This is a genomic window from Arthrobacter sp. AG1021, assembly GCF_003633665.1.
Lineage (GTDB): Bacteria > Actinomycetota > Actinomycetes > Actinomycetales > Micrococcaceae > Glutamicibacter > Glutamicibacter soli.
The window spans coordinates 591,870-605,772 of the sequence record NZ_RBLB01000007.1 but is presented as its reverse complement, the minus strand read 5'-3'; the positions used below and the strand labels follow the sequence as shown (position 1 = coordinate 605,772).

Here is a 13,903-nt window from a genome sequence, read left to right as displayed (position 1 = left end):
CGATGCTGCACGTAGCCCTCGCCAATATCAAGACCTATGCACGGCGCTATATCGCCGTGCTCCTGGCGGTCGCCATCGGCACCGCCTTCCTCGCGGCCACCCTGGCCGTGAACACCTCGACCCGCGCCACCTTGAAGAACTCGCTGGGCGACACCTACAAGAACGCCGACCTGGTCGCCTTCCAGGACTGGGAACTGGTGCCCGAGGACGATCCCGACTTCGAGTACACCGAACTGGCCATGGAACAGGTCGAGGACATCCGCAAGCTCCCGGAGATCTCCACCGCCTACGGCACCGCCTACGAAACCGGTGAACTGCACACCGCGGACGACGGCTATGGCGTGCTGCTCCAGCCGGTGTCCGCCGAACAGAACCTCGGCGGCATGGAGCTGCTCGAAGGCCGTGCCCCGCTGAACGCCGACGAGGTCATCCTCGACGACGAGCACGCCGATCGCATGAAGGTCTCGGTGGGGGACACCGTCGGCCTGACCACCTCCGAGTCCACCAAGGACATGAAGGTGGTGGGCATCCAGCGCACCAGCACCGATCCGCAGCTCTCCGGCTACGCCATGGTGGGCCTGCCGGAATCCGTCTGGACGAAGATCGCCGGCGATTCCGGTTCCTTCCAGAACATCGTGATCGATGCCAAGGACTCCCTCCCGGCCGCCCAGCAGGCGCTGGCCGCGTACTTCGCCGAGCACCAGATGAGGGACGTCTCGGTACTGACCGCCGATGAAAAGGTCATCAAGGACGTCGCCATGCTGACGGACGGCACCGACCAGCTCACCGTGGTGCTGCTGGTGTTCGCCCTGGTCGCCCTGGTGGTCACCGGCCTGGTCGTGGTGAACACCTTCAACGTGGTGATCGCCCAGCGCACCCGCGAACTGGCGCTGCTGCGCACCCTGGGCGCCAAGCGCAAGCAGATCCGCAGCTCCGTGCTCATCGAGGCCCTGGTCATCGGCATCGTCGCCTCGGCGATCGGCGTGGCCCTGGCCGTCGCGCTGATGGCAGGCCTGATCCAGCTGCTGCACGTGATGGTGCCGAGCCTGTCCTACGCCACGCTGGCGCTGGATGCCAAGGGCCTGGTGATCCCGGTGGTCGTGGGCATCGCAATGACCGTCATCGCCGCGAGCCTGCCGGCCCGCCGCGCCATGAAGCTCGCCCCGCTGGCGGCCCTGCGTCCCTTCGACGCGGCGAGCGTGAAAAACCGCGCCGGCAAGCTGCGCATCGTCATCGGGATCTTGCTGGCCCTGGCCGGCGCCGGGCTGCTGGCCTGGGGCGCGATCGACGGTTCGCTGCCCATCGCCTTCCTCGGCGGCCTGCTCTCCTTCCCGGGCATCCTGATGCTCGCATCGCTGTTCGTCCCGGCCAGCGTCTTCGGCATCGGCAAGCTGGTGGCCGGGCGCTCGGTGGCTGGCAAGCTCGCCGCCCTGAACGCAGTGCGCAACCCGGGCCGCACCACCGCCACCGCCACGGCCCTGCTGATCGGAGTCACCCTGGTTTCCATGATCATGGTCGGCGGACAGACGGCCAAGTCCAGCCTTAACACTTCCCTGGCCGGAGAGTTCCCCGTGGATCTGACCCTCTCGCTGTACGAGCGCCAGGTCGACGACGCGAAGACCCAGGAACTGGCCCGCGAGCTGGCCTCCTTGGACGGCATCGAGGAAACCTCGACCTTCGTGGCCGGCACCGCGGAAATCAAGGGCCGGGAGGACGAAGCCCCGGTACAGCTGATGGGCGTCGATCCGCAGGGCTTCTCCAAGACCGTGCTGGACCAGAGCATCGTGCCGGCGGACGGGCAGATCATCCGCTTCAACACCGGCACAGAAGAACAGCCCAAGAAGCTGACCGTCGGCGGCAGGGAACTGGACGTCAAGGTGTCCTCCGCGGCGCTGTACCAGGACCTGGTCACCAAGGACACCTTGGAATCGTTGAAGCTGGCCGACTCGGAGAACGAGTACGGCGGCGTGCTGATCAAGGCGGCCCCCGACCTGTCCAACGCCGACATCACCGCCCTGGTGGAGCAGATCGCCGATGTGGCCAACGTCGAGTCGTACATGATCGACGGCGGCGTGGTGCAGAACGCCATGTTCTCCCAGGTCATCGACGTGCTGCTGGCCATCGTGTCCGCCCTGCTGGCTGTGGCGGTGCTGATCGCGCTGATCGGCGTGGCCAACACGCTCAGCCTCTCGGTGCTCGAACGCACCCGCGAGAACTCGCTGCTGCGGGCCCTGGGCCTGAAGAAGAAGCAGCTGCGGGCCATGCTGGCCCAGGAAGCCGTGCTGATCGGCGGCGTGGCGGCCCTGCTGGGTCTGGTGCTCGGCGTGGTCTACGGACTGCTCGGCGCGCATGCCACGCTCTCTGCGGTCGGCGAGATGTCCTACGAGATCCCGTGGCTGCAGCTGGCCCTGGTGCTGGTAGTCAGCATCGTAGCCGCCCTGCTGGCCTCGGTGACCCCGGGACGCCGCGCCGCGAAGCTCTCCCCGGTCCAGGGGCTGGCGACCGAGTAGCTTGGCGCCTCGCGACCGGCAGGCAGACGCCCGGGCCCGATGACTTCTCGTCATCGGGCCCGGGCGTTGCTCGTATACCGCTGGTTCGATGAACATCGAGCTGATGCGTTGTCGGGTGTAACCAGGCAAGACCGAACGAGTCGACCAGTGGCTCCAGTTCCTGAACTCCAATATGCCGGCGGTGCTGGAAGCCCTGGAGGGGGAGCGGATGTACGTCGAGACGTTATTCAGCGAGACGCTGGACGGGGCCGAATACCTGTACTGGTACAGCATCCAGGGACACGGCAGCACCGAGGCCCGCGACTCGGGGCACTGGATCGACCGCACGCACCTGGAGTACTGGGACGAATGCATCGATCCCGAGTTCGCCCCGCAGACACTGGCCACCCGGGTGAGTATGATCCCGCAGCGCATCCTGGAACAGATGCAGTAGCCGCGCCGAAGACAGGCAAAGGCCCGCAGGACGCCTCGCCGGATGCGTGGCGGAGCGTCTTGCGGGCCTATGCCGCGCAGCTAGCGCAGCGTGATGGTGGTGGCCATGGCCGGGGACCGGCCGGTGGTGACAAAGCCCGAGATGTTGGATCCCGGATGCTTGATGATGTCCGTGATGGATCCCAGGTGGCGGCTCAAATCGATCTTGTCTTCCGGGGCTGCCAGCACCAGATGGAAACCGAACTCCTGCAGCGCGCGGATGCCTGCCGCGGCATATTCGGAGTTGGCCTGGATGAACGCCTCGTCGATCATCACCGTGCCGAAGGACGTGAACCCGGCGGTGGCGAAGCCGAGCTGGTAGGCCAGCGCGGCGCCCATGATGAACGAGGTGAAGCGCTGCCCCTCGCCGCCGGAAAGGGTGCCAGGTTCCAGACCGGTCTCCACCTCGCCGTTCGGCTTGTGCTCGTTGCAGCTGATCACCACATGCTGGCGCACGTCAAGCACCGTTGAACGCCAGGCCGAAAGGCCCGGGTCGCTCAGCGCCGAGACCAGCGCCTCCAGCGCCTGGTAGGAGCTGGCCAGCTTGCCCTCGTCCTTGGTGGTGTAGGCGTCCTGCAGCGCGTTCTTCAGGTCCTTGCGGAAGGTGGCGGCCTCCACCGGGATGGAGCTTTCCACCTCCAGGCGCAGCAGCGAGCCGTGCTCGAAGGCCACCTCGCCGAGGATCTGGTTCAGCGGCTTGATGCGCTCGGAAATCATCCTGCGCTCCTCGTCCAGCAGCTGCAATAGGTCGCTGAAACGTTCGTAGGAGCGGTTGGCGAAGTATTCGCGGAACTGCGCCTCATGGTGCGGCAGGCCGTCGGCGACGATCTGCTCATGCAGCTGGGCGTAGTGCTCCGCGGCCTCCGGGGAGGTGCCGTGGGTCTGCGCGTGGGAGCCGCCGAATTCACGGGCGAAACGGCGGAAGGTCTCGCTCAGCGCGCCGCCAATCTCCTGGCGCTGGGCTGTCAGCTCGCTCAGCTGGCCCGCCAGCTGCAGCCTGGCCTCGGCGAAGGCGCTGGAGATCTCCTCGGAGGCCGGGCTGCTGCCGGCGCCGATGGTTTCCAGCAATCCGCCGAGCAGCTCGTGGCCGCGCAGCGCCGCCGGGACCCGCTCCAGCCAGTCGCCGCTGTCCGCGGGACCGGCAGCCAGGACCTTTTCGGCCCGCTCGATCTGCAGGCCCAGCTCGCCGGCGCGGGAGCGGACCAGCGCCAGGTCTCCGACCAGCTGCTCGGACTCGGCTTTGGCTGCCTCGATCTGCGCGCGGACCCGGGAGGAATCCCTGGAGAGCGTGAGCGCGTCGCCCAGCTTCTGCTCGCTGCGGCGCAGCGCCTGGAGCGCGGGGGCCGCATCCAGCTGCGCGAAGGTGCGCTCGTCCTCGATCAGCGCGCCGAGCAGCTGCGCCTTGGCCAGCACCTTGGCCTTGGCGGCGCTGCGGTCATCCGCGGCATTCTTGGCGTCCTGCACCTTGATTTCCAGGCGCGCGGCCTTGGACTGCAGCTCGGAGATCTTCGCCTCGTTGGTGAAGCCCAGCAGGTATTCGGAGGCCGGCAGGGTGCGGGTGTCGCGCTCGAAGAGGCCGGTGCCGGTCTTGATGGTGCCGGCCGGGGTGATGGCCTTGGGATGGATGTGCATGGCCGCGTCGTTCTCCACGCAGGCCAGCGGATAGTCGGAGGTGATCTTTGCACGCAGCCAGGCGCCGGCCTCACCCGGGGCGAAGTCCAGCTTGGTGACCAGGTCCGCCGGACCGGCCTCGGCCTCGCGCGGGGCCAGCGAGATGTCCGCCCAGCGCACCCGGCCCAGCCCGTCGAGCTTGTCGATGGCGTGGGTGACCTGGGCCAGGAACTCGCCGGGCACCAGGAGGGTGCGGGCCACCGAGTGCAGCGCCTTCTCCGCGGCCAGCCGCCACATGGCGCAGTCGGCGGAGACGTCCATCAGCTCGCCGGCGAAGGGCAGCTGCTCCTCGCGCAGCGAACAGGCCGAGGCGATGGCGCGCCGGGCCGCGACCGAGCGGTCGTCGATGTTGGTGCTGCGGCGCTGGTAGGAGCGGATCTGCTCGGCCAGCGTGTCAGCGCGCTTGCGCAGGTTGACCAGCGAGGCCATGGCCTCGTATTCAACGGTCTGCGCGTCCTTGGTGATGGAGTCCAGCTGCTGCAGGGTGCGGGCGGCGTTGGCACGCAGCTCGTCCAGCCCGGTGGCGCTGAATTCGAAGGCCAGCCCGGCTTGGTCGGCCTGCTCCTGCAGGGCGCGCAGCACGCGCTCCTTCTCGCTCAGCGCCTTGCGTGCGGCGTCGGCTTCGCGTTCCAGCAGCATCAGCGAGGCGGAGCCGGCCGAATCGTGCGCGGCCTCCAGCGACTGCAGCTGGTCATCGAGCTTGGCCTTGCGTTCGCCCAGCTCGGCCTGCCTGGCAGTGAGCTGCGCATGCTCGGCGCGGTGCGCCGCCAGGTCGTTGCGCAGCACCAGCTGGCGCACCTGCGTTTCGAGCTGCGCCAGCTCGGTTTCCAGCAGCTGGCGGGTCTCGCCGATCCTCTCGGCCAGCGAGCGGTAGGCGCGGTCCTGCTCCGGCACGGCGGCCAGCACGTCGCGCTGCGCGCGGGCGGTGTCCAGCTGCCGGTAGATGCCGCGCAGGTGCGCGAAGTCCTCCACCGCGGCGGCGGCGGCCTTCAGCGTGGCAGGTTCCTCCAGCACCTCGTGGCGGAAGAACTGGTTCACGCCCTTGGCCAGGCCCTTGCCGTTCTGCAGGGTGCGCAGCAGGGCGAAGGCCTTGTCGCTTTCCACGCCCAGGCGGCGGCGCAGCCGGTCGATGAACGCCTTGTGGGTGTCGAAGGCCTCGGCCGGGGCCAGCGCCTTGGACAGCGAGGAGACCGTGAAGCGGCGCGGGCCGTGGTTCTCCAGCTCGGCGATGTCCAGCGCGCCCTCGCACAACAGGTAGTGCTTGGATACCTGGCCTTCCAGCCCGGCGTCCGGCAGGTCGAAGACCGCGCCGGCGCTGACGGTGTTGCCCATGCCGTCCTGGTAGCTGAGCAGCACGGCGCTCCAGGTGGCGCCGGGGCGCTGGAACACGGTGCCGGAGCTGGTCTTGAACTTGCGTCCGCGCATGTAGGAATAGGTGGTGCGGCGGTCCTCGCGGGTGGCCGCGTCGTTGGCCGACTCGTTCAGCCGCGGGCTGGCGAAGAACACGTGGCCCATGGCGTCGAAGAGCGTGGACTTGCCCACGCCGGGATGGCCGGTGACCAGCGTTCCGGCGCGGTCCACCCCCAGGTCGTGCAGCCCGTGGAAGGTTCCCCAGTTCACCAGCTGGACGCGCGAGAGGCGGTGCTGGCCGGGGTTGATCTCGCCGCCCAGCGGCAGCGTCATTTCAATGCTCATCGGCTACTCCTGCACCAGTGCGTCGGTCTGTTCGGATGCGTCGGCCTCGTCGGGCTCCGCCTCGGCGAGGTTCAGCACGCCCTCGTTGGCGTCGATCGCCGCGATGTAGCGCGGGATGTCCTGGATGGAGGCCAAGGGCAGGGCCATGGCCAGCGCCGGGGAAATGCGGAACTCGTCGGCCAGCTCGGTATTGGTCAGCAGCCGCAGCGAGCCCAGCCGGGCGATGGCCGCATCGCAGGACTCGGCGAAGCGCTTGTCGTCGCGGTCGGCGGCGGCACGGTGCTCGGCCAGGATCTCGTGCATGCCCGCGCGGGAGATCACCGCATCGGCCCCGGTGCCCGACTGCTGCTCCAGCAGCAGCCGCAGCCGCAGCGCCAGCAGGGTCTCGTCGCGCTTGAGCGGGCGGCGCGGGGCGATCGGCGCGGTGTGCGCCTGCTCGATGTCCACCGGCGCCAGCATGGCGATCTTGCGGTCCATGTCCAGGCTCAGCGCCAGGAAGATCTCCGAGAAGTACTTGGTGACAGCGCCTTGCGAATCCAGCAGCAGCTGCCAGGCCGCGGCGTCCACGGAGCCGTCGAGGTACGGGCCGCGCAGCAGCCGCACCAGCAGCTGGCGCAGCGGGAGCGGAAAGCTGCCGGTATCCCCGTCGAACAGCGGATCGGTGATCGGTGCGGCATATGAGTCGGTGTAGGTCATAGCGGCTCCTTCGTGAAGCTCAGGGCGGGCAGGTAGGCGGTGCGCGTGGAACCATCAAGCTGGGTGAATTCGATGCCCAGCAGCTTCGACTCGTCGAGGTTCTCGCCGTTGGTGCGCCCGATCTCGATGAGCGCGCGGATGGTATTCAGGTGCTGGTGCTCGGCGGGCAGGGCCGCGAACAGCTGATCCAGCGGCACCGGGTCCTGCGCGGCGCCGCGCAGCCGCTGCGCGATCGCGCTGCGCAGCGCCGGCATGTCGGCCTCCGGGGTGCTGGGGGTGCGCACGATGTCCTCGGCGCTGAATTCCGGGGCATGGGCCAGCGGCGGCGGGGCCACATGCTCGGAGGGATCGTAGATGCCCAGCCCGTGCAGGGTGACGAACTGCGGGGCGAACAGTTCCAGCGGGGCCAGCCCGCTGCGCGGCTTCAGACCCGCGGACTTGCTGATCGCGGCCTCCGCCTCGCGCACCGCCCGGCGCAGCAACTCGGCCTGCTTGTAGTCCTCGGACTGCACGAAGGCATGCAGGGACTCGGAGAGCTTGCCGTAGGAGGTGTGCACCTCGGCGGCCTGGCGGCGCAGCTCGCGCAGCAGGTTGGTGAGGATCTGGCGTTCGGGGGTGTCCAGGTCGTCCACGAAGTCGCGCTCCAGCACCTCGGCCAGCGCCGCGCGGAAACGCTGCTGGGCTTCGGGGGAATTCAGGAACTCGGTGAAGCCGCGGAAGGTCTCGCCCTCGGCGGTTGAGCGCAGCTGCCGGTCGGCTTCCAGCACCTGGCCCACCGCCACGCCCTTGGCGGTGGAGGCGTCCAGGATTCCCTCGCGCAGCGAATGCAGCATGTCCTGCACCCCGTCGCGCATGCGGCGGAAGTCCGCCGGCAGGCTCGCGGCCAGATCCAGCACCGAGCGGGCCGCGGACAGCGCGGTGGTGCGGGAGAGCACCGCCGGATCGGTGCCGGAGCGCAGCTGGTCGATCTGCGCCTGGCGCTGGGCGATCTGGGATTCCAGCGCGCGGATGCGCGCCTCGGGATCCGGGTCGGTTTCGTGGGCCAGGGATTCCAGCGAGGACAGCAGCGTGTTCAGGCGCGAGGAGTTCAGGTGCGAGTCGTCGGTGGAGAAATCGGCCAGGAAGCGCAGCGTGCGCAGGGTCTGGGCGCTGGGCTCGTAGACGAAGCGCCCGTCGATCAGCGGACGGGCCAGCAATCCCTGCTTGACCCAGGTTTCGGCGAAGTCCTGCGCACTGTAGGTCTGCGGGATCTGCTCGTCGCTCGTGCGGGCGGTTTTCAGGAAGGAATCCAGCGAGGCGTGGAACAGTTCCAGCGCGATGCGCGGGCGGTCCGCGGTGAACTCGGCGCGGATGAAGGCGACCGCCCAGGGCTGGGCCGTTAAGAGCCGGTACGCCGCCGAGCTTCTGAACTGCTGGGACTGGATCCACAGGCTATTCGCGCGGTGCGAGGGATGCATGCATTTCCTTGATCTTCTTGACGCCTAACCTCCTAATTCTAGAGCATCCGGCTTCACGCCAGATGTGCGCCCCCTGCGCGGCAGATGCCAGTTTTGTATCGATTGGAGTAATGAACTGCCATTCGGTGTTTTTGGCAGGGATGCCTGTGTAGTGTCGGAACGAGACGATGACAACGCCGTATCTGCTGGTTTTCGGCGCGTTTCGGGCATGGAGGTCGAAGATGATGAAGTTCGCACGGTTGCTGGCCGCAGGGATCCTGGTGGCGGCGCTCGCCGGATGCAGTAGTGAGCAACCCAACCCGCAGGACGCGGCGAACGACGCGTCGGCCGCCCCGGACGCCTCCGCCCAGGCCGCGCAGGAAGAAGCCCGCGTGGCCGAGGCCAAGGCGGAGATCAACCGGTTGGCCGACGGCTACGACTACCCGGCCGCCATCAAGATGGCTTCCAAGGACCCCAGCGAGGAACTGCAGAAACTGGTCCCGGGGCTGGAAGAGGAAAAGTCCCAGACCGTGGCCTGGGAGAAGCCGAACCAGATCCCGCACCTGTTTTTCCACTCGCTGGTCATCGACACCGACCGCGCCTTCGACGGGGACGGCGAAGCCCAGGGCTACAAGGACTACATGGTGACCCAGAAGGAGTTCACCGCGATCATCGAGGAGCTCTACGCCCGGGACTTCGTGCTGGTGAACCCCGCGGACTTCGCCGGCCCGGACAAGAAGGGGAACATGGCCTACCGCAAGATCATGCTTCCCAAGGGCAAGCAGCCGCTGGTGCTGTCGGTGGATGACGTGAGCTACTACGAGTACATGGACGGCGACGGGTTCGCGAGCAAGCTGCTGGTGGACAAGGACGGCAAGGTCCGCAACGAATACACCGATGCCAAGGGCAAAACGCATGTGGGGCCTACGACGTGACCACCATGCTCGACGACTTCATCGAGGAGCATCCTGACTTCTCCTACCGCGACGCCCGCGGCCTGGTGGCCATGACCGGGTACAACGGCGAATTCGGCTACCGCACCTCGGCCAGCCAGTACCCGGAAAACAAGAACATCAAGAAGGACCAGAAGGCCGCGACCGAGGTCGCGGACGCCATGAAGGACGAGGGCTGGATCTTCGCCTCGCACTCCTGGGGCCACATTTCCACCGGCACCGTGGACATGGCGCGCTTCAAGCGGGACATGAAGCTGTGGAAGGAAGAAGTCGAGCCGATCGTGGGCAAGACCGAGCATTTGATCTACCCGTTCGGCTCGGACATCGCCCGCACCGCCAAGTACTCCGGAAGCCGGTACGAATACCTGGAAGACCAGGGATTCAAGTACTTCTACGGCGTGGACGGCACCATCCGCGCGTGGATGCAGCAGAGCGACGACTACCAGCGCCAGATGCGCATCAACATCGACGGGCTGCAGTTCGACAAGGAACTCCGCGGGGACCGTCCGGTGCTCTCCGAGTTCTTCGACGTCAAGAAGGTCATCGACCCGGCACGCTGAACGCGCGCCGGGCCGGCGGACGGCGGGATCCAGCCGGGCTAGAGCGCCATGAAGGCGCCCAGCTGGGATAGGGCCGCCGGGCTGGAGGGCAGGTAGTCGGTCAGCCGGTCGCTGCGCACGATGACCGCTTTCCACTGGCCGCGGGAGATCGCCACGTTGATGCGGTTGCGGTTGAGCAGGAAATCGATGCCGCGCGCCGCGTCGGCCGCGCTGGAGCAGGCCATGCTCATCAGCACCACCGGGGCCTCCTGCCCCTGGAACTTGTCCACGGTGCCGACCCGCACGTCCCCGAGCCCCTCTGATTCCAGGACCTCGCGCACCATGTTGACCTGCGCGTTGTAGGCGGCGACCACCAGGATGTCCGAGGCCGCCAGCGTGCGGGAGGCGGCGTTTTGTCCCGGGGACCATTGCATGCCCAGATGCTCGCGCACCAGCGCGACGATTTCCGCGGCTTCCTCCGCGCTGCTGACGGTGTTCCCGCGGTGCTCCACCAGCCGGGTTTCCACCCCGGCGGCGCTGCCGGCCAGGCTGCGCTGGCCGGCGGCCTGCGCGGAGAACAGCTGGTGGTCGTAGCTCAGCGCGGAGACCTTGGCGCACAAGGCCGGGTGCATGCGCCACGAGGCGGCCAGGAAGTAGCCCAGTTCCCGGGGCAGCACCGGGCGGCCGTTGGACAGCCAGCCGAGCGCCGATTCGTCCACCGGCTGCGGATGCGAGCCCTGGGTCACCTGCGGCAGCTGCTGCGGGTCGCCGAGCAGCAGCAGGTTGCGGGCCGCCCGGGACACCGCCAGGGTGTTGGCCAGCGAGAACTGCCCGGCCTCGTCGATCACCAGCAGATCGAGGCTGCCGGCCGGCACCCTGGATCCGGTCATGGTCCAGGCGGTGCCGCCGATCAGCGCGCCGTCCCGGCCGGACAGCACGCGCTCCAGGTCCTCCTTGTCGGTGCCGTGCCACGGCACCGGGTCCTTGTGCTTGACCTCCTTGGCCACCAGATCCGGGTCGACGCCGGCGGAAATGGCCTTGCGCAGCACGTTCTCCACCACCGCATGGGACTGCGCCACGACACCGATCTTCCATCCGGCATCCACCAGTTCGCGGATCACGTGGGAGGCGACAAAGGTCTTGCCGGTGCCCGGAGGGCCCTGCACCGCCAGGTACGAGTTGTCCAGGTCCTGCAGCGTGCGCACCACGGCCTGGTAGACCTGGGCGCTGCCGTCCACCACGGCCGGCTCCACCGGCGCGGCCAGGGTCTTCAGCCGTGGCGGGATGCGGCGCAGGATGTCGATGCCCGGCTGCTGCGGCAGCACCGGGACAGTGGATCCCACCGCGATGGCGAGCTGCGCCAGCGCCTCGTCGATGCTCTTGGTGGCAATGGGCTTGTCGGGGGTGAGCGCGACCGGGAAGGCCCCGTATTCGGGGATCTTGCCGCTGGTCTTCTCCGCGATGGTGATCCAGCCCTCGCCCACCTCCACCACCGTCGCATTGAAGGCGCCGCCGCGCAGCGCCTTGTCGTCGACCTCCATGCCTTCGGGCAGCGGGCCGGCGAACATGGCGAACACCCCGGAGCCGGGGGAGAGCAGCGAGCCCTCGGCCAGGGTGCCGTGCAGCCTTGAAATCCTGGTCACGGTGCGGGCCCGCGGCGTGGGCTTGTGCCAGTCTTCGAGCACCTGCGCCGAATCCACCATGAAGACCCCGCGCACGTCGGCCCACTCGTCCATGTTTTTGCTGAGCCGGTCGAAGTGGTCCCACCAGTACTGCTTCTTCTCACGCCGGTTGTAGCCTGTCGCGGCGGCGACCATCGCGATGGCGCGGTCGTCCGCGCCGAGCGCCTCGCCCTCGGGCAGCGCCGCCAGGTACTCCTGCAGGCGCAGCTCCTCCGGGGCCGGCTCGTACTCCTCGACGGCTTCGGGCACAGCCGAGTCCGGAATCAGCGTGTGCGGCTGGAAATCGACAAGGGACAGCAGCCAGTCGCGCAGGCGCAGCGTCGAGAGGCAGTCGTATTCGTTGTAGTCGGCAATGGAATCCAGCACCTGCTGCGCCTCGGCATCGGCGCCTGAATCGCGGGCCTGCATGTACTGGGCGTAGGCGACCACCGAGGCGCCGGCGTCGGTGACATCGCCCGAGCGCAGGTGCTCGCCCATGTACAGCGGTTCAAGCTTCTTGATCGAGTAGGAGCGGGTGGAGACGACCAGCGAATTGCGCACGGTATCGTACAGGTCGATCAGCAGGTTCTCTCGCAGCCACTGGTCCACCTCGTCCTCCCCGGCGATGTGGACCTGGGAGAGCTTGCGCAGGGCGCTCTTCTCATAGGCCGCGTAGTGGTAGATCTTCATGCCCGGGAAGCGGCGGCGCCGCTGTTCCACGTACTCGATGAAGTCGAGGAATGCCCGGCGTTCGCCGGCCCGGCTGTGCGCCCAGAACGGACGGAACACCGGTTTACCGGTGTCGTTCTCGATCACTCCGAACAGGTATTCCAGGCCCCATGAATCATCCAGCGGTTCCTGGTAGAGCGGGTCGCCCTCGAAGTCGAAGAAGATGTCCCCCTGGTCGGGGTTGGGCAGGCTGGTGATGGTCTGGTCCGACTTCACCCGGTAGGACACGTTCTGGATGGTGGTGGCCAACGGGTCGGCGCCCACCTGCATGCGGGCCTGCTCCACGGCGCGGGCCAGCGAGGTCTTGGGATCGGGCTCCAGCGCGGCGAGCTGGTCGATTGTGGAAATGCCCTGGCGGCGCAGCTTTTCGCGCTGGGCCATGGACATGCCGGCGACCAGCAGCAGGTCGCGGGTCTGCTCCACCTGTTCGGCGCACAGGCTGCATCGGCCGCACAGGCGCAGCTGGTCCGAATCCCAGGCCACGGGCTGGCCGGAGGCCTGGTGCTCGCGCACCATGGACAGGAAGTGGTCGCGCTGCGCGCGGAAGACCGGCAGGATCTCATCGATGCGATGGGACGAATGGGTGCCGTCGCCCAGCACCAGCGTGGTGTGGGGGTGGACCTCGATGCCCTCGGCCATCATCTGGTCCGCGTAGGCTGCGACTTGGAGCAGCGCGCTGACGCGGGCATGGCGGGCAAGCTTCGTGTCCCACACGGCCCAGGATCCATCTTCCTGGCGGACCAGGAAGTCGGCGAAGCCGACAAATGACCCGTCGAAGAAGGTCGCCTGGAAAATGACGTCGGCACCGCTGCGCAGCACTGCCAGCGTCTGCTCATGGGCCCGGCGCAGGGACTGTTCGGTCATCTCCGGCCGGTCGGTGAATTTCTTGACCCCGGTCCCGGTCTGCGGGTTGTACTCGCCGTATCTGTGCACGAGCTGGTCCAGGACGCGGTGTTCGTGCACGTCGCCGAGCACCGCGGTGCGGTGCAGCATTTCGTCGGTGACGGCGTCCGGCTTCTCTCGGCGTTCCAGCCGGACGTCCAGCAGGAACAGCGACTGGTACTGGCAGTCGACGGCGATTGACAGGTCGCTGGCCGAGTATACGAAGTGCTGGTTCAAAAAGAACACGGGGCCGGTGCCTTTCGCCGACTAGATAGTTACCTAGTCAACGTAGCACTCGACCCCGACAAAAGGATTATTGGGATTCCTACTGGTCAGCGGCTTTCTTCTTGCCGCCCAGGAGCAGCGAGAGCAGACCGACGCCTGCGGTGACGGTGTTGACTGCAGGCCATGCGCCCATCGACTTGGCCATCGGGTGGGACGCGCCGAAGCCTGAAACGTAGGCGGAGGCCAGGGTGACTGCCCGGGCGGTTCCCGCGTCCTTCTTCCAGATCATGAATGCACCCGCGCCTGCCGCACCCAGAACCACTGCCGCTAGTGGACGCTTCTTGGTCGCACGACCGGTTGCGTAGCCGCCAGCCAGACCGGTGACTGCCAGTGCAGTTGATGCCAAACGTGACACGATGAACCTCCAGTGAAATA

At 67.6% G+C, this 13,903-nt stretch carries 8 protein-coding genes and 1 pseudogene; 4 read left to right on the top strand and 5 right to left on the bottom strand.

From position 1 onward, the window contains the following. Window positions 1–2: 2 nt before the first annotated feature. A complete protein-coding gene (locus DFO58_RS08165; protein WP_120990135.1) occupies window positions 3–2,510 on the top strand; it encodes an ABC transporter permease in 2,508 nt (835 codons plus the stop codon). 133 nt (window positions 2,511–2,643) lie between these two features. Further along, a pseudogene (locus DFO58_RS08160) lies at window positions 2,644–2,943 on the top strand (DUF6176 family protein); the annotation flags it as partial. 80 nt (window positions 2,944–3,023) lie between these two features. Here the strand turns inward: DFO58_RS08160 and DFO58_RS08155 are convergent. The 3 genes from DFO58_RS08155 to DFO58_RS08145 are packed head-to-tail and all read right to left on the bottom strand — an operon-like array spanning window position 3,024 to window position 8,500. Continuing rightward, a complete protein-coding gene (locus DFO58_RS08155) occupies window positions 3,024–6,347 on the bottom strand; it encodes an ATP-binding protein (protein WP_120990133.1) in 3,324 nt (1,107 codons plus the stop codon). Between the two features lie 3 nt (window positions 6,348–6,350). Next, a complete protein-coding gene (locus tag DFO58_RS08150) occupies window positions 6,351–7,043 on the bottom strand; it encodes a DUF4194 domain-containing protein (protein WP_047118322.1) in 693 nt (230 codons plus the stop codon). Next, the gene (locus tag DFO58_RS08145; RefSeq protein ID WP_120990131.1) at window positions 7,040–8,500 is read right to left on the bottom strand and encodes a DUF3375 domain-containing protein; all 1,461 of its coding nucleotides are present in this window, start codon (window positions 8,498–8,500) and stop codon (window positions 7,040–7,042) included. Before DFO58_RS08145 ends, DFO58_RS08150 begins: the two co-directional genes overlap by 4 nt. Window positions 8,501–8,721: 221 nt before the next feature. On the opposite strand from DFO58_RS08145, the gene DFO58_RS18770 reads away from it, so the two are divergent. Together DFO58_RS18770 and DFO58_RS18765 are read left to right on the top strand one after the other, a co-directional pair. Continuing rightward, the gene (locus DFO58_RS18770; RefSeq protein ID WP_286163525.1) at window positions 8,722–9,414 is read left to right on the top strand and encodes a hypothetical protein; all 693 of its coding nucleotides are present in this window, start codon (window positions 8,722–8,724) and stop codon (window positions 9,412–9,414) included. Window positions 9,415–9,419: 5 nt separating this feature from the next. Further along, entirely contained in the window at window positions 9,420–9,992 is a 573-nt protein-coding gene (locus DFO58_RS18765) for a polysaccharide deacetylase family protein (protein ID WP_286163532.1), read from the top strand. A gap of 38 nt (window positions 9,993–10,030) precedes the next feature. Here DFO58_RS18765 and DFO58_RS08135 read toward each other — a convergent pair whose 3' ends face one another. Beyond that, on the bottom strand, window positions 10,031–13,489 hold the full coding sequence (locus tag DFO58_RS08135) for a bifunctional RecB family nuclease/DEAD/DEAH box helicase (RefSeq protein WP_120990129.1): 3,459 nt from the start codon (window positions 13,487–13,489) through the stop codon (window positions 10,031–10,033). Between the two features lie 79 nt (window positions 13,490–13,568). Beyond that, entirely contained in the window at window positions 13,569–13,883 is a 315-nt protein-coding gene (locus DFO58_RS08130) for a hypothetical protein (protein WP_082344627.1), read from the bottom strand. Between the last annotated feature and the right edge of the window lie 20 nt (window positions 13,884–13,903).

What these genes read in the sequence shown, in the direction of transcription:
- DFO58_RS08155 (WP_120990133.1), bottom strand. Translation starts at nt 6,347, where the DNA reads ATGAGCATTGAAATGACGCTGCCGCTGGGCGGCGAGATCAACCCCGGC.
- DFO58_RS08150 (WP_047118322.1), bottom strand. Translation starts at nt 7,043, where the DNA reads ATGACCTACACCGACTCATATGCCGCACCGATCACCGATCCGCTGTTC.
- DFO58_RS18770 (WP_286163525.1), top strand. Translation starts at nt 8,722, where the DNA reads ATGATGAAGTTCGCACGGTTGCTGGCCGCAGGGATCCTGGTGGCGGCG.
- DFO58_RS08145 (WP_120990131.1), bottom strand. Translation starts at nt 8,500, where the DNA reads ATGCATCCCTCGCACCGCGCGAATAGCCTGTGGATCCAGTCCCAGCAG.
- DFO58_RS18765 (WP_286163532.1), top strand. Translation starts at nt 9,420, where the DNA reads ATGCTCGACGACTTCATCGAGGAGCATCCTGACTTCTCCTACCGCGAC.
- DFO58_RS08165 (WP_120990135.1), top strand. Translation starts at nt 3, where the DNA reads ATGCTGCACGTAGCCCTCGCCAATATCAAGACCTATGCACGGCGCTAT.